Consider the following 16,129-nt stretch of genomic DNA (forward strand, 5'->3'; position numbering starts at 1 on the left):
ACTTGGGCACGATCAGTAGGGGCAAGAAAGAAAAGAGCGAAAAGTGAAGGCAGTAGTTTACGCAGGACCGAACGACGTCAACGTCCAGGACGTACCGGATGCAAAAATTGAGCACCCAGCCGACGTGCTCGTGCGGATCACCTCGGCGAACATCTGCGGGTCGGACCTGCACATGTACGAGGGCCGCACCAGCTTCGAACGCGGACGCACCTTCGGGCACGAGAACCTCGGCGAGGTGGTCGAAACCGGCCCCGCGGTGAGGAAGGTGCAGGTGGGCGAGCGCGTAGTCCTTCCATTCAACGTCGCCTGCGGATTCTGCAAGAACTGCGAACGCGGCTTCACGAACTATTGCCTGACCATGCAACCGGAACCCAAGCTTGCCGGCGCGGCCTACGGGTTCGCAGATATGGGCCCGTACCAAGGAGGACAAGCCGAGTACCTGCGCGTGCCGTACGGGGACTTCAACTGTCTTAGATTGGGCGAGGACGCCGAGGAGAAAGAGCTTGACTACGTCATGCTCGCCGACATCTTCCCCACAGGCTGGCACGCCACCGAGCTGGCTGGGGTGTATCCGGGCGACTCTGTCGTCATCTACGGAGCCGGACCCGTTGGCCTCATGGCCGCCTACTCAGCCATTATCAAAGGCGCCGGCAAGGTCATGGTCGTCGATCGCCAAAGCGACCGTCTGAAGCTGGCAGAACAGATCGGCGCCATCCCCGTGGATGATTCGGCAGTGGACCCTGTGGAGTTCGTCAAGGACCAGACCATGGGATTCGGGGCCGACCGGGGCTGCGAATGCGTCGGCTACCAAGCCCACGACACCAACGGAAAGGAGCAGCCCAACCTGACCCTAAACCGGCTCGTGGACTCGGTCCGGTTCGTCGGTGGCCTTGGCGTGGTAGGCGTGTTCCTTCCCCAGGACCCCGGGGCCCCGGACGAACTCGCCCAGCATGGCCAAGTGGCCTTTGACTACGGGAACTACTGGTTCAAGGGGCAGACGATGGGCTCGGGACAGTGTCCGGTCAAGAAATACAACCGGGCACTGCGTGATCTCATTGCCGGCGGAAAGGCCAGCCCTTCCTTCATTGTCAGCCACGAGCTGCCGCTGGATCAGGCACCTGAGGGCTACAGGAACTTCGACAACCGCGAAGACGGCTGGACCAAAGTCGTCCTCCACCCGGTCGGCGCCTGACTGTCCAGCTTGTTCTCTGCGCCCCTCTCGATCAGGCAAATGCCTGATCGAGAGGGGCGCACACGGCTTCAAGCGTCCTGTGCCTGGGTGTTGCCTTCCATGATGGCGTCCGCAAGGAGGTCTGGGCTGTTGAAGATCAGGAAGTGGTCGTCGTCGACGTCGCGCACGTCCTTGATGTTCTGCTTCGCCCACGCTCGTCTGTCGTCGCTGACCAGCTCGTCGCGGGTCCCAATCAGGACGGAGACGGGAAACTCCATCCACGCGGCAGCCGGTATCGGGTCGGTGAGTATCCGGCGCGAAGCGGAGCGGCGCGGGTTGGATTGGATGTGGCGGCGCACCTCTTCGGGGAACGTCGTGCCCTTCTCCTCGTAGACCCACCAGTCGTTGTCGAGGACGAACCTGTCCGGGTCGTCCCAGCGGACCGCCGGGTCGCCGTCCCAGATGGTGGCTTCACGCGGGTGTTCCTGGATGGGCTGGGGGACGGACGATACGTACACGAGTCGGGCCACGTTCTGCTCCCCCGCTGCGACGAGCCCAATGACGTCTCCGCCGTAGGACCACCCGGCGACGACGACGGGGCCGGCGTAGCCCCGGATCGCGGACTTCACTTCCTCAGCGTCCTCCAGCAGGCCCGCGTCTAGGCGATGTGATGGAAGGTCCGGGACGGCGACGTCGAAGCCGTTGGCCTCGAGGATCCGCCGGACCCATTGCCAGTCGCCAGGGTTGCCCCATGTCCCGTGCACGAGGACGGCACTTCGTTGGGACTTGGACTGCGTTGTCTCCATGCGCAGAACATAGCCCCGGCTCGGTCCGCTCTTTTAGGGTCGAAAGGACCTTCCCGGGTCGCAGAACAGGGCTGCTGTGACTCGTTTCAACGTCAACTTCTCAGCGCGCTTCAGGGATCCAGCGCTGGTTGTCTTCGGGGTTCGTAGAGGTCTGAACCGGCACAGGCTTCCCGCCACATTGATTCCAATCAGGAAGGATGCGGATATAGGAAAAGCACGACACGTCGTATCAGGCCGGTCCGTGAGGAAGCTGCAGAGTACTGCTCGGCTAGCGAGGCGTGCTCGGCGGCGAGCTCGCCTCCGAGGATCGACGGTCAGCGTTGGCCTTCTCCCTTGGGGTCCCCGCGGGGATGCCCAAATCGGGTATCGGCCGGGATGGGCAGCTTCGAGAGGATGAACTGTGAAACGAGCGGGTTGCTGACGCGGTAGAAGAGCCGGTCGCCATAGCGTTGAGAACTGACGAAACCGTGGAAGGCGAGCACCGCCAAATGCTCGTGTACCGCCGATGGTGACAACGCCGCGATGTCGGCCAGATGATTCGCAGAAAGCTCGTCGTCCCCCAACGCGAGAATCAGTCGTACGCGGTCCGCTTGCGCCAGCGCGGCGAAGCCTTCGGCTGCGGACGCAAGCCACCGCACATCCGTCGTCTCGGCCAGCGCATCCTCGTTCCCGTCCATGGATGAATCCTGACACCTATTGACCCCGTAAGTAAAGCCACTGTAGAAAGGGTTCTCAGTGGGGCGAAGACCCCGCGAACTAGACGAGGAGGTACTAGATGAAGGTCACAAGTGCTGAGTGGAAGACTGGGGAGCTCACTCCGGAGAACCTGCTTTCAGCTCAGATGAACCTGAAGATCAAGGGTTACGTCGTCATCGAGGACGTGTTCGATGCCGATCAGCTCAGCGCCCTGAAGTCGCGGTTTTCGGAGCTGCTCGACGCGTATGTCGAAAAGACGGACCCCAACCGGGGCGCGAGCAGGTACGGGATGCCCTTGCCGTTCGAGGAGCCGTTCGCGAGCACGACGCTTGTGGCGAACCCGATCATCTTGCAGGTGATTCGGTCGATCCTCGGTGAGGACGTGATCTGCTCGTTCTTCGCCTCGGATACGGCGCTCTCCGGGTCCCAGTACCAGCAGGCGCACTCCGACGTCCCCCCGCTCTTCCCCGAGGATAACCTCAGCCTGCCGCCGTTCTGCTACGTGGTGAACATCCCCCTTGTTGACTTCCGCCCGGACAACGGGCCGACGGAGATCTGGCCGTACGGCACGCATCTTGTCGGTGATCCGCGGGTCGTCCCGGTTCCGGACTTCACCCGAATCCAGGAGCTTCGGGAATCCCCGCTCGGACGCTTCACCGAGGAAGAGATGTCACCCAAGCAGGTGATCACCCCGGCAGGCTCCGTCGTCATCCGGGACATCCGGATGTGGCATCGCGGTACACCAAACCGATCGAACGAGCCGCGGCCGATGATGGCTCTGGTCTACAACCGTCCCTGGTACAACCACGGCGTCGTCGAGATCGACAGTGCCGAGTTCGAGGGGCTCTCGTCCGAGGTCAAGCACGTCTTCCGCAAGGCGGTTCTCCGGTGAACCTCCACTCATTGCGACGACCCCTCCTGGCAGCCGCCGCCGCAGTCGCGGTCGGCCTCGGCGCGGTCGGGTGCTCCGCCGCGAACGACAGCAGCAGTGGCCAGCAGGTCACGATCAACTGGTACGTGCAGCCGCTGAACAGCACCTCCATCTGGCAGGATTTGGTCGCAGCGTTCAACAAGAGCCACCCGAACATCAAGGTGAACCTCACGGTCGGGCCGACGAATGTAGACACAGTTCGCGGCACGCTCTCGACCGAACTCGGCAGCGGCTCGGCCACCCCCGACGTGTATGAAGGCGACGTCACCTGGCCCGCCCAGTTCGCAAAGGCGGGACTAGCCCTCGATCTGACCAAGGAATTCCCGGCAAGCTTCTGGAATCGCTTCTCGCCCGGCGCGGTCAAGCTGGCTCAGTACAACGGCGAGTCGTACAGCGTCCCGTCCTGGACGGAGGCGGCATTCATGTACTATCGCAAGGATCTCCTCGAGCAGGCTGGACTGCCAGTCCCGACCACTTGGGAAGAACTCGTCGCGGACGCCAAGAAGATCCAGGCCACCGGTGCTGTGAAGGACGGGTACACCTGGCAGGGCGCAGGGTACGAAGGGCTCACCTGCGTCTACAGTGAACTCGTCGCCGACGCTGGGGGCAGCATTGTCTCCGGCGACTACACCAAGGCCACGTTGAACACTGCGGCGGGGACGAAGGCCCTTGACTTCCTGAAGGGGACCATCGCCAGCGGTGTCAGCCCGAATGCCACCCCGACCTTCCAGGAGCCGCAGTCTCTGAACGACTTCACGGCGGGCAATGCACTCTTCATGCGGAACTGGTCCTACGCCTGGGCGATCACCCAGGACCCGTCCCAGTCCAAGGTCGTCGGCAAGGTGGGAATGGCCCCCCTTCCCACTTTCGCTGGCCAGCCCGAACCGGGCGCGTCGACCAACGGCGGCGGCGGCATGTTCATCAACCCGCACTCGAAGTACGTCAAGCAGGATGTGGAATTCCTCACCTGGCTTACCGACACGGACGCGCAAAGCATGTTCGCCTCTGTTGGGAAGGTCCTGCCAGCGAACGTGCAGGCGCAGACCCCGCAGGCCCAGCAGGAAGTGGGTCCTGTGGGTCAGGTGCTGGCCAAACTGAAGATCGTCGGTCGCCCGGTGGGCACGCCCGCGTACTCTCAGGTATCCCGCGCCGTATTCCAGAACGTCAATTCCGCCCTCAGCGGCAACGCGAGCGAAAGTCAGGCGCTCTCGGCAGCTGACAGCCAAGTCGCAAGCGCTCTCGGCTCGCAGTAGACGAGCAAAACAACGAGTCGCAGCCGCGAGCCGGGCATCCGTCCGGGGCGGCTGCGACTCGCCAGAACCTTCCAATCAATGGAGATGGGAACCAAATGAGCAGACACGCGAATGGCGCGTCCCTCTTAGTGGACGATGGGAACCAAGCGAGCACAAACTCGAATGGCGCGTCCCTCATCGGATCGGGATCGGGATCGGCACCCCGCTCGGGAACGCTGCGCCGGACTGCCCGGTCTCGCCGGCGGGGGGTGCTGCTCAGCAGTCCGGCCCTCGCCGTTGTCGCCCTCATCACGGTCGTGCCGATCGCCTTCTCGATCTACCTCAGCCTCTGCCGTGTCGACGCGGGCGCCGACGGGTTCGACTACACCTTCATCGGCGTCGGCAACTATGCAACGGCGCTGAGAAGCCCCACGGTCTGGGCGGCGCTCGGATTCACCGCCCTGTACACGGTCATCAGCGTCTCGGTCGAGATGCTGCTGGGCCTCGGCGTCGCGCTGGTGATCGACCGAATGACCAAGGGCACGGGCATCGTGCTCGGATTGCTCCTGGTGCCGTGGGCGATGATCACAGTGGTCTCCGGACAGCTTTGGTCGTACATCTTCAATGGTGTCTACGGCCTCGCCAATTACCTGCTGGTCGTCACGCACATCGTGTCCGCACCCGTGAGCTTCCTGAGCAATCCGGCGGGGGCATTCGTCGCCTTGCTGGTCGCAGACTCGTGGAAGACGGTTCCTTTCGTCGCTCTCATCCTCTTCGGCGGCCTGCGAACGATCGACAGGGAACTGTATGCCGCGGCGAGACTCGACGGTGCCGGCAGCGGGCGCATCCTCACGCACATCACCATCCCGCTCATACGGCAGTCGATCATCACCGCGGTCGTCTTCCGGGTTCTCCAGGCGTTCGGAATCTTCGACCTGCCCTTCGTGCTCACGAACGGCGGTCCCGGCCACGCCACACAATCGATCGCCATGCTCACGTACAACGCGCTCTTCCAGGACCTCAACATCGGTTACGGCGCGGCCATCTCATGCATCACGACGCTGGTCGTGATCATCTTCGCTGTGCTCTTCCTGCGGGCATTTCGAGTGGAGGATTCCGTTGACTAGTCACTTCCCGACGTCACGACGGCGCGCGCGAACCAGAGAGGGGCTTGCGGCCAACACCGTCGGCATTGCCATCGCCGTGATCTTTATGGTGCCCGTTCTCTGGTTGGCAATCTCAGCGTTCAAGCCGGTAAGCGCCCTCGGAGACTTCCCTCCCGAGCTGCTTCCCATCCCGGCGACCCTAGCGAACTTCGACGCCGCATTCGGACCGAGCGACTTCGGGTCGTTCCTCATGAACAGCGTCATCGTCGGCATCCTGAGCACGGTCATCGTGGTGTGCCTGGGGCTGCCCGCGGCATACGGGCTCTCCCGCACCTCAATGCGAGGGCGCGCTGCCACCCTGACAGGATTGCTCGTCATCTCGGTCTTCCCGGTCATCGCCACGATTCCGCCTCTGTACGTCTCTCTTCGTGCACTCGGTTGGCTCAACAGCTACGAAGCGCTCGTCCTGCCGTACGTCGCCTTCAACCTCCCGCTCGCGATCTGGACGATGCGCAACTCGCTGCTCTCCATTTCCCACCAGATGGAGGAAGCGGCCGAGGTCGACGGTGCCTCCACAATGCGGACGATCGTGCAGATCATCGTTCCGCAGGCGCTTCCCGGGATCTTCGTCGCCGCAGTTCTGACCTTCGTTGCATGCTGGCAGGAGTTCCTGATGGCACTCAGCTTCAATTCCAACCCCACATACCAGACTGCGCCGGTCGGAATCGCGCTGTTCGGCGGCGCCTTCCAGCTCCCCTACGGAACGATCTTCGCGGCCTCCCTCGTAGCGCTGCTGCCCATCCTGGTGCTTGTCATCGCGCTCCGGCGCTGGGTGGTCGGCGGACTCAGCACCGGGTCAGTGAAAGGATGAATCAGATCATGAAAATGCACCGGGTCGGAATCGTGGGCGTGTGGCATGTCCATGCGGAGGACTACGTGACCGAGCTGCTCGAGCGCCCCGATGTCGAGATTCACGGCGTCTGGGACAGGGACGAAGCGGCCGCTGCAGCGTTCGCGCAGTCTCACGGGCTGCGGACGGTCCCCGAATTCGAGGAGATGCTGCAGGATCCGTCGGTCGATGCCGTGGTCGTCACGACCGCGACTGCCGATCACGTGGATGTCATCACCCGAGCCCTCGAGGCGGGAAAGCACGTCTTTTCGGAGAAGGTGCTCGCTATCGATCTGGCCGATGCTCAGGCACTGCAGCAGACCGCTCGGCGAGCCCGGCGACTTCTGTTCGTGTCATTCCAGCGCCTTGCCGAACCATGGGTCCGCACTCTGCACGAGGTTGTCGCCTCTGGGGTTCTCGGCCGCATCGTCTCGACCCGGTTCCGCTTCCAGCACGCCGGAGCCGTCGACGGGTGGCTGCATGATGGATTCTTTTCACCATCGGAGGCAGGCGGAGGGGCACTTATCGACTTGGGCGTTCACGGTTTCTATCTGAGCCAGCTCTTCCATTCCGCCTTCCCGTCGAGGGTCACCTGTCGTACAGCACACCACACCGGCCGTGGCGTCGAAGACGACGCGGTTGTGCTGCTCGAGTACCCGGATGACTCGGTCAGCGTGCTTGAGACGAGCCTGAGCGCGGCGCCCGACGACGCGAGATGGGCCTCGATTCACGGTTCCAAGGGCTCGGCAGTGGTCTCTTCCGAAGACCTGACGGTGCGTGTGCGCCTCAACGACGCACCCCACTGGGTCGCCCAACCGTCGCTCGATCCCTGGCAGCGGCCCATCGCCGCCTTCCTGGACTCGATCGACGAAGGCCGCGACGGGGAGGACAACTTGGCTCAGTCGGTCCGGGTTGTGGCTCTGGTGTCCGCAGCCTACCGCGCAGCGGAGGCCGCCGCCGCCATCCAAGTCTCCGACCCGGTGCGCCCCATCGCACCTTTCTCCGTACGTGCGGCGTCGTGCCGGAAGCGGGAACAGTGCAGTAGAGTCGGCCAGTGCTAAACAGGGGACGACTACTCGAAAGGCGCCCTCATGCGCCGGAGGAACTGCCGGGTGGATAGAAATCTTCGAAGTGCCGATGGAAGTCGCGCGCTGGCATTGCGGCTCATCCGTGTGAACGGGACGCTCAGCAGGGTCGAGCTGGCCAGGCAGATGGGACTCACGGTCGCCGCGATGACGAACCTGGTGCGCAGCTTGCTGGCAGAAGGGCTCATCGAAGAAGCCGGAAGCTCGGGCAACACCGGCGGCAAGCCGCGGACGCTCTTTCGGATACGGGAGGACGCCGCATATGCGATCGGCGTGTCGGTAGATCTGCATAAGACGTACTTCGCGATCGTGAACCTCCGCGGCACCATCGTGCACAGGATCGAGCCCGCTGAATCCGGCCAGGGCGTCGTCTCCATCGTGGACGCCATAGTCGCCGGCGTGAATGCCCTCATAGCTGATTCAGATGTTCCCGCCGACCGCATCGTCGGCATCGGAATCGCCGGACAAGGGCCCCACGACCGATCCATGGCGGGTCCAGCCGTGGCTGGCCCCTATGCCGATCAGTGGCTCAGCGCAGAGGTGGGCGACCAGGTGTCCGAACGGCTTCGTATGTCCGTGATGATGCAGAACGATGCAAACGCTGTAGCGAGCGGTGAGTTCAGCATCAGCCCGGACGCCCGGGCGTCGGGCAACTTCGCGTGCATCTATCTCGGCCAGTCAGGGCTCGGCTCCGGCATCTTCGCTGACCGCCAGCTCGTGCTCGGAAGGAACTCGTACGCGGGCGCGATAGCTCACCTGTCGATCAACGTTGATGGCCCGGAGTGCTACTGCGGAAACCGCGGTTGCCTTGAACTGTACGCAGCACCTCCGGCGATCATCGACCGTGTTCGGTCATACGACCGGAGCTCACCGGAGCTGGCGGTCGGTGTGAGCCCGAAGGGCCCGGGAACGGCCGCGGACATCGAACGTGTTTATGCCAGTGCGCGGAGCGGACACGCCTTCGCGGCGGCGCTGATGGCCAAGGTCGCTCAAGACGTCGCAGCTGCCAGCGCCACCATGGCGACACTGCTCGATCTCGACCTCATCGTTTTCAGCGGCGACGGTTTCGCGAGCCTAGAGGATGCATTCCTCGACGCCGCACATGCCGTCTCGGACCGGTTCGCCTCAGCTGGAGCGCGGCCCACTTTTGCGGTTCGAATGACGGTGCTCGGACAAGGAAATGAAGCGGCAGCCGCGGGCGCGGCAATCGGCCTGCTCGACTCCAGCTTCGCTCGTGCTACCGGGATGCCATCTCAGGAAGGCCTGGTCGAGGAGGTCGCGGAACGCTAAGCAGCAGTGGTCGTCCGACGAGGCGGCGCAGACTTCGACTCGCAGCGGACCGGGAGGTTGCGGTTGCCACAATTGAGTCTTCCACCTTGGAGGAAGACAGCCTGTTCGTGAGCGCGTCGAAACGGGACGACGCCTTATGCCGCCCGCAGCCAGAGCCACACCGTCGACGAAAAACCCCTCTCAAATCTGCGTTTTCGCAGGTCGGAGAGGGGTTGTGGAGCCCCCTGCCGGATTCGAACCGGCGACCCTCTGGAGGGTCCGGGCCATTTCGGGGACTGACCGATCGTCTCGGGAAATCGCGGATTCCCTTGTGTTGACAGGGAACCGGGCGGTTCGCGTGGTCCGAGTCTACCCGGTCGTTGGCGGTCCGTCCCGGGCGATTGAGATGGGTATTTGATGAGTCGCAACGCGGGTTCGGATCTTGGGAGGACAGCATCAGTTGTCGGGAACCGCTGATGTCACAGGCCAAGGCTGGAGCGTGCCTGACTGGGGCGGTGCGTCGGTTCCGGCCGCGGCTCATGGCTTCGGCTCAATGCGGTGGCTCGGTCCAGGGCTGCGCGGGCTCGGGAGGCGTCGGTCCTCTGCGCCTCGGTTTCTGCAGATGTCCCGAGGGGTGTGCGTGCGGCGATCCCGTATCGGTCGCGGTAGGCGGCGACAGTTCGGGCGAGGAGCCGCCAGTTCATCGTCGTCCGTTCGTCCCGGGGCGGGGTGCCGAGGGCGGCCGTCCAGCTCTCGCCATCGTTGAGGGCTTGGTCGAGGAGGGCGTCTGCGCGGGCTTCGATGAGGTCGCGGCGCTCGTGGAGTGCCTGCCTCATCTCGGGACTCATGCTGCCGGTCGCTTCGGGGATGAGACCAGCGATCAGCCGCGGTGCCTTGCGCGTACGCCCGGAGCCTGCTGGCCGGGCGGTGGCCCGGGCGAGGCGGTGGTGGAGGACGGCGGCGACGTCATCGGCATCGTTGAACCCACGCGCCCCGACCAGGCGCGGCAGCAGGGCATCGACATCGTGGTGGCTGGCTTCGGCGCGCCGCAGCTCTGCGGTGAGTGCCCCGAACGCATCGGATCTGATTGCGTCGTCGGCCTGTTCTTCGGTGAGGCCGGAGGCTCGGATGAGGGCGGCCCAGCGGTCGTGTTGCGCGGCTGCTGCGAGGGTCTCGTACTCGGCGGCGAGCTGGGCGATCGAGCCCCAGGCGTCCTGCTCGGCGGTGATCGTCTCGTGGGCGGAGAGCTCGGCGCCGACGTGCTGCAGCACCCCGTACAGGACGCTGCGGCCGGTGGCCTCGGTGTTGTCGCCGGCGTGCGGCCCCTCGTGTTCATTGTCGAGATTGTCGGTGGCGACGTAGGCCGTGTTCGACTCCCTGCCCCGGGTCAGGGCGACGTACAGGTTCTCTCTGGTCATGCTCGCGTCGACCAGGAGGTGTGAGGTGTCGACCGTGATTCCCTGGGCGCGGTAGGAGGTGACGGCGTAGCCGAGGTCCAGGTGTTCTGTTGCATAGTCGGATGGGAGCACGACGGTGCCTCCTCGCTTGTGCGCGGCTCGGCGGAGGGTGAGGGAGCCGTCCTCCCTGACGTCGGTGATCGTCCATCTGTCGCCGTTGCGGACCCAGGAGCGGCCGTCGCGCAGGCGGCGGTTGTTGCGGCGGGTGATGACCGTATCGCCGGCCGCGGCGCGGATGCCGTCGTGGAGTTCGACCTCGCGTGGCCCGTGCACGGTGCCGTCGAGGATCAGGTCGGTGCGCGCCCGCTCGTTCAGCGTGGTGACTGCCTCGTTCGAGTCAGCGACCAGGACGGTGGCCCGTCCTGCGAGCTGGTCGGCGCGCCAGGCGGTGTACGCGGCATCCGTCATCGCCTCCGTCTCCCCCTCGAGGACACGGCCATGCTCTATGTAGGCGTCGATGACTTCGGTGCGCCCGTGGCGGAGGCCGAGGGAGGCGGCCTTTTCCCACTCGTTGGCGAAGCGGTGCACGTCCACGAGCTCTGGGGCGTCGTCGCGGTCGTGCACGAGCAGGGAGAACGCTCCGCCGGCGTCGACGGACTGCAGCTGGGCGTGGTCGCCCACCAGGAGCACCTTCGCCCCCGCCGCGGCGGCCAGGCCGGTGATGCGGTCGAGCGAGAGCGTTCCGGCGAGGGAGGCCTCGTCGAGGATGACGAGCTGGCCCTCGCGGAACGACTGCCCGGTGCGCTCGTGGGTGTCCCACCACTTGGCGGTGTTCTCCGTGTCGATGCCGAGGTCTTCGGCGAGGACCTGCGCGGCTGCGGAGGAGGGGGCGAGCCCGACGACCGAGCCGGCCCCGTTCTCGGCCTCCCACGCCCGCCGCAGGGCGCTCATCGCGGTGGTCTTCCCGGCCCCGGCGGGGCCGACGAGGACATCGACCTGCCCACCGGAGGCGGCGACCTTGGCCAGCGCCGCAGCCTGGTCGCCCCCGAGCATCCGGCCCTCCCGGTCAGGCCCGGCGATAATCTTCTCGAGTGTCGCCAGCGAGACGGTCGGGCCGGTGGCGGTGCGGGCGCGCTCGAGGAGGCGGTCTTCGGCAGCCAGCAGCAGCTCGGAGGAGAACACCGTGGAGTGCTTCGGCCGGAACACCGAAGTGCCGTCCGCGCGCTGGAACACCGCAGGGCTGGAGGCGAGCTCGGGCGGCGTCAAACGCAGCGAGGCGGCCTCGGCGGCATCCACGACCAGGCCGACGATGGCCTCCCGGTCCTCGGTGGAGGCGAACCGGTAGCCCATCGTCTGCCGTGCCGCCTCCGCCGTGAGGTTCCACCGCCGCCACGTCGACCTCTTCTCCCCCACCGCCTCCACCACGCTCGCACCGAGCGAGGCGATCACCTCCAGAGGCACGTCGTCGGCGCGCAGCAGCAGAGGCTCCCCGTTCGCGGTGACGGTGCGCGCCCACTCGGTTGCGTCCGCCCCCAGCATGCTGCTGGCGCGCTGCCGCCACTCGGCGGTCAGGTCCGCGAGCGAGCGGACCTCCTTCTCCGGGCGGGTGGCCAGGGTGGCCTGCGCGCGGAGCTTGATGACCGTGGTGTCCGAGGGCTGCCGGCCGTGCCGCGCCACGTACTCCGCGATCAGCCGGTCCTTCTCCACCTCGATATGCCGCGCGCGGGTGGAGAACTCTCCCACGAGCTGCTCGGGGACGCCGGTGATGGCCCAGACGGGGTTTCGGTCGCGGCCGCGATCGCGGACCTCCCACCCGACCCCGAGGGCGCGGGTGAGGAGATCGGCGAAAACGGCTTCGTGGAGTTCGGAGAGCGCAACGGTCGCCGCGTGCATCGGGCGGGAGTCGAGGCTGCGCCACTTGCCATCGAGCACAGTCTGCACCTTGTTGGAGATGACGACGTGCGTGTGCAGGTGCGGATCTCTAGCTCGGGAGTCGAAGTGGTCATACGCGGCCGCGATCAGGCCGGTGACATCGACCTGGGCAACGGCACCATTGCGGCCGGTTGCACCCGCGCGCGTGGCTGCAACATCACGCTCCATGTACGCAACCACCTCGGCAACCGCCGCATGATGCGCCGCCGCGATCCTCTCCTGCATCCCGGCATCGGCGACCGCCCACAATACGGACGCGGACTTCGGGATCGAGAACGTGAAGTCATACCCCGCCACCGCACGCCGCGACGGCGCCGCAGCCTCCTCCGCAGCGATCTGCGCGACCGCCGCCTCCCGTTCGCCGTCGGTCAGGTCCGGGCCGAGCGCCTCCGTGCGCTTCTCGATCCGCTCGGCACGGGTGGCATACACCGGGTACGCGCGGCCCAGCGGATCCCCGCTCAGCGGGTCCCGGCCCATCCCGATCAAGAGCTGAAGCTGCGCCTCGGAAACCTTGTCACCTTCGCGAAGCCGCCCCCCGCCGAGGGCGGTGACGCCGGAGCCGAGCCAGCGTCCGGGCGGGGTTCCTTCGGCGCTGTAGTACCGGGTCAGGGGTGTCGAGAGCGGCCGGTTGCCGTCAGCGGCAGCGACGGTCCGCAGGAGGTACTTGTAGCCCTCTCCCGCCGACATCAACCGCATCGACACCGTCACGCGCCCGCCCCCAGACCTGGTTCATCAGGTCAGGTGCACAGGAGAACCCTCGATCTGCCAGACGCGTGGCACGTGGCTGGTCATGCCGGAGATCCTCGGATAGCTGCATACCGCACTCGGGCCGACGCTCACTGCTGTGTCGGCAGGTGCGACGGATCCGAAGATCTCCGGCTAGCGGACTCGGACGGACAGCACGGAACCGACGGATGAGACGCCAGGCCGGACTGATCCTGGCCCACTGGGCGGTGCAGATCGGGGCAAGGCGGAGGGCGAGCACCCTCAAGATCGCCGACTGACTGTGCTCGATGGCGTGCCGGCCTGGTGGCCGTCCTAGCTAGGCGCCGTAGGCAACCGAAGGCCGAGAGTCCAACTTGGATCAAGAGGGGTTGCCGAAAAAACCTGTACCGCTGCATGCGCAAGCTTCGCTGTTACGAAGCCGCCTCGACGCTCCTCTGATCGACGGGAAGGAGCCGTGCTAGCGCATCAACCTTATGCGCATCCAAGCGTTCTGCTACCAGATCGCGCTTCCCCTCGCGAAGGGCCTCGGCAAGGCCGCGATGCTCGACGACGCGAACAGACTCGTCTTCGTATCGACCGTCAAACCGGTTGAGGCACATTCGCGTCTCGGCGAGCAAGGTTGTGTGCATTCTGGAAAGCCTCGGGCTTCCAGCCATCTCGACAAGCCGTTCGTGGAAAGCGCGGTCAGCCTTTGTCATCGCCGCGGGATCACCTGAGACTCGAGCCTCCTCCATCCGCGCCACGCAACCCAGTAACTCCTCCCCACCATGGAAATAGTCACCGGAGAGGAGCATTCCCGCGGCAGCCTTCTCGATTGCCGTCCGAGCCTCGTAGACATCACGAAGGTCGTCCTCGCCAAACTCGGCTACGAAGACCCCTTTGTTGCGGATGCTCACCAGGATGCCTTCCTGGGTCAGGCGCTGGATCGCCTCGCGTACAGGCCCCCTGCTAACGCCAAGCTCCCTCGCAATGTCCATTTCCACGAGTTGGGCGCCAGGAGCGAGGGTTCCGTTCGAGATATGCCTCCTCAGCTGGGCGGCAATGAGGGATGGAGTGGACTCTTGGGTGATGGGCTGGAGCACCTGACGATTCTTCATGGCGTGCTCAGCGTCGTAGCGATCGCCTCCGTGACCTCCGCTGTCGTCGCCGTCCCGCCGACGTCGCGCGTGAGGTGACCAGCCGCGGTCGCGCTCTCGATGGCCGCCTCGATCCAGCGCGCCTCTTCGTGCAGCCCGAAGTGGTCCAGCATGAGGGCCGCGCTCGCGATCGCGCCGATCGGGTTGCTGATACCTTGGCCGGCGATGTCAGGGGCCGAACCGTGGACCGGCTCGAACATGCTCGGGAAGCGGTGCTCGGGGTTGAGGTTGGCGCTCGCGGCAAGGCCGAGGCTGCCGGCGAGTGCGGAGCCGAGGTCGGAGAGGATGTCCGCGTTGAGGTTGGAGGCGACGACGACGGAGAGATCCTCGGGCTTGAGGATGAACTTCGCGCTCATCGCGTCGACGAGCACGCTCTCGGTCTGCACGTCCGGGTAATCCACAGCGACGCGCTTGAACACCTCATCCCACAGGACCATGCCGTACTGCTGGGCGTTGGACTTCGTGACGCTCGAGACCCTCTTGACCGTGCGGGTGCGGGCCAGGTCGAACGCGAAGCGCATGATGCGCTCGCAGCCCTTCTCGGTGAAGAGCGCCGTCTGGAGCGCGACCTCGTTGCCGGGGCCGCGGCCGCTGAGGTTGCGGCCGCCGAGGCCTGCGTACTCGCCCTCGCTGTTCTCGCGCACGACGATCCAGTCAAGCTCGGCCGAGTCGGCCTTGCGGAGCGGGGACTCGACGCCGGGGAGGAACCTGACCGGGCGGATGTTGGCCCACTGGTCGAAATTCTGGGTAATGTTCAGGCGGAGGCCCCACAGGCTCACGTGGTCGGGGACGTTCTCCCAGCCGACCGCGCCGAAGTAGATCGCGTCGAAGTCCTTGAGCGCGTCGAGGCCCTCCGTGGGCATCATCTCGCCGTGCTTTGCGTAGTAGTCCGAGCCCCACGGGAATTCGGTCCACTCGAAGGCGAACTTGCCGTTGGACTGCGCGGCGAGCGCATCCAGCACCAGGCGGCCCGCGGCGACGACTTCCTTGCCGATACCGTCCCCGGGGATCGAGGCGATGTTGAAAACCTTGGTATCGCTCATGTATGTCTCTCCTGTTCGAGCAATCCCGCCCCGGGGCTTCGCCCGGATGCACAGCCGCTGACCCTCACGTCGCCGGCCAATTAGTCCCAATTGGCGCTCTGCATTTCTCAGAGGCCGCGCCTTGCGTCCTAGATGCGCGCAGTCGAACGGTTCGGCGGGAGTGGCGGACCCTGCTCTGTCCCTCGGGATCCGTCCGGCCGAGTCCAGCCAACTTGGAGTGCCCCGCAGGGCGAGAACCTCGCCAGATGGTTGCCAGCCACTTCCTCGAACTCATCAAGGGCGTAGGTATCGCCCTCGACTGCACGGTAGAGCCCGGCACTTGAGCAGCGCAGTTCGAGCCGGCCCAGCTCGAGTTGAATCCAGCCTTGCCCCGTCGTATCAGACCAGACCCCGCATCCCTGGGACGCCAAGTCGGTCACGAGTTGGCGTCCCCACCTAGCGGGACGCGTGGTTCGCACCAGAGCTGCACTGCGCTGTGTCGTCGTGATTCGTCTTTCCGGCCGACAGGCTGGCCACTCGACGCATTTTGCGTTCATATCTCTTCCCGCTATCCGGTGGGTGCGGCGCGGGGGTTTCCGCGCCGCGCGCCTGTGGGGTTCTAGAAGGTGTGGAGGACGAAGCGGAGGAATTCGGTGGGCTCGATGGCCTCCACGGGCACGGGGCCCTCGTTGGCGAGGAACTCGTAGCCGGTCTCGGGGCCGTACTTCTCC

Annotated in this window: 13 protein-coding genes; 7 read left to right on the forward strand and 6 right to left on the reverse strand. The window is 65.4% G+C overall.

Going from position 1 to position 16,129, the window contains the following annotated elements; translation table 11 throughout:
- Positions 1-43: 43 nt before the first annotated feature.
- The gene (locus tag E6A21_RS13585) at positions 44-1,192 is read left to right on the forward strand and encodes a glutathione-independent formaldehyde dehydrogenase (RefSeq protein ID WP_138444688.1); all 1,149 of its coding nucleotides are present in this window, start codon (positions 44-46) and stop codon (positions 1,190-1,192) included.
- A 68-nt stretch (positions 1,193-1,260) separates the two neighbouring features.
- On the opposite strand, the gene E6A21_RS13590 is transcribed toward E6A21_RS13585, so the two are convergent.
- A complete protein-coding gene (locus E6A21_RS13590) occupies positions 1,261-1,977 on the reverse strand; it encodes an alpha/beta hydrolase (protein WP_138444689.1) in 717 nt (238 codons plus the stop codon).
- 314 nt (positions 1,978-2,291) lie between these two features.
- Positions 2,292-2,654, reverse strand: coding sequence for an ArsR/SmtB family transcription factor (locus E6A21_RS13595; RefSeq protein WP_138444690.1), 363 nt, complete (start codon positions 2,652-2,654; stop codon positions 2,292-2,294).
- Between the two features lie 98 nt (positions 2,655-2,752).
- On the opposite strand from E6A21_RS13595, the gene E6A21_RS13600 reads away from it, so the two are divergent.
- The 6 genes from E6A21_RS13600 (at position 2,753) to E6A21_RS13625 (ending at position 9,206) form a co-directional block, all read left to right on the forward strand.
- A complete protein-coding gene (locus E6A21_RS13600) occupies positions 2,753-3,565 on the forward strand; it encodes a phytanoyl-CoA dioxygenase family protein (protein ID WP_138444691.1) in 813 nt (270 codons plus the stop codon).
- Positions 3,566-3,576: 11 nt separating this feature from the next.
- Positions 3,577-4,857, forward strand: coding sequence for an ABC transporter substrate-binding protein (locus tag E6A21_RS13605; protein WP_171041399.1), 1,281 nt, complete (start codon positions 3,577-3,579; stop codon positions 4,855-4,857).
- Between the two features lie 95 nt (positions 4,858-4,952).
- Positions 4,953-5,963 (forward strand): carbohydrate ABC transporter permease, encoded by a 1,011-nt coding sequence (locus E6A21_RS13610; RefSeq protein ID WP_138444693.1) that lies wholly within the window; start codon positions 4,953-4,955, stop codon positions 5,961-5,963.
- Complete coding sequence (locus E6A21_RS13615; protein ID WP_246036506.1) at positions 5,956-6,813, forward strand: carbohydrate ABC transporter permease; 858 nt, start codon at positions 5,956-5,958, stop codon at positions 6,811-6,813. The genes E6A21_RS13610 and E6A21_RS13615 overlap by 8 nt, the downstream gene beginning before the upstream one ends.
- A gap of 8 nt (positions 6,814-6,821) precedes the next feature.
- Positions 6,822-7,892 (forward strand): Gfo/Idh/MocA family protein, encoded by a 1,071-nt coding sequence (locus E6A21_RS13620; protein WP_171041401.1) that lies wholly within the window; start codon positions 6,822-6,824, stop codon positions 7,890-7,892.
- A gap of 30 nt (positions 7,893-7,922) precedes the next feature.
- Positions 7,923-9,206, forward strand: a complete 1,284-nt coding sequence (locus E6A21_RS13625) for an ROK family transcriptional regulator (RefSeq protein ID WP_138444695.1) — start codon at positions 7,923-7,925, stop codon at positions 9,204-9,206.
- 458 nt (positions 9,207-9,664) lie between these two features.
- On the opposite strand, the gene mobF is transcribed toward E6A21_RS13625, so the two are convergent.
- From mobF to E6A21_RS18440, 4 genes are all read right to left on the reverse strand, one after another.
- Positions 9,665-13,210: a MobF family relaxase gene (gene mobF, locus E6A21_RS13630; protein WP_484385947.1), complete on the reverse strand. Its 3,546-nt coding sequence runs from the start codon at positions 13,208-13,210 to the stop codon at positions 9,665-9,667.
- Between the two features lie 440 nt (positions 13,211-13,650).
- Positions 13,651-14,322, reverse strand: a complete 672-nt coding sequence (locus E6A21_RS13635) for a GntR family transcriptional regulator (protein ID WP_246036508.1) — start codon at positions 14,320-14,322, stop codon at positions 13,651-13,653.
- A gap of 11 nt (positions 14,323-14,333) precedes the next feature.
- Entirely contained in the window at positions 14,334-15,419 is a 1,086-nt protein-coding gene (locus E6A21_RS13640) for a tartrate dehydrogenase (RefSeq protein ID WP_138444698.1), read from the reverse strand.
- Between the two features lie 128 nt (positions 15,420-15,547).
- On the reverse strand, positions 15,548-15,955 hold the full coding sequence (locus E6A21_RS18440; protein ID WP_425471556.1) for a DUF2218 domain-containing protein: 408 nt from the start codon (positions 15,953-15,955) through the stop codon (positions 15,548-15,550).
- Positions 15,956-16,129: the final 174 nt, after the last annotated feature.

Origin of the sequence: Sinomonas susongensis, assembly GCF_005877005.1 — a bacterium.
In the GTDB taxonomy this organism is placed as follows: Bacteria; Actinomycetota; Actinomycetes; order Actinomycetales; family Micrococcaceae; genus Sinomonas; species Sinomonas susongensis.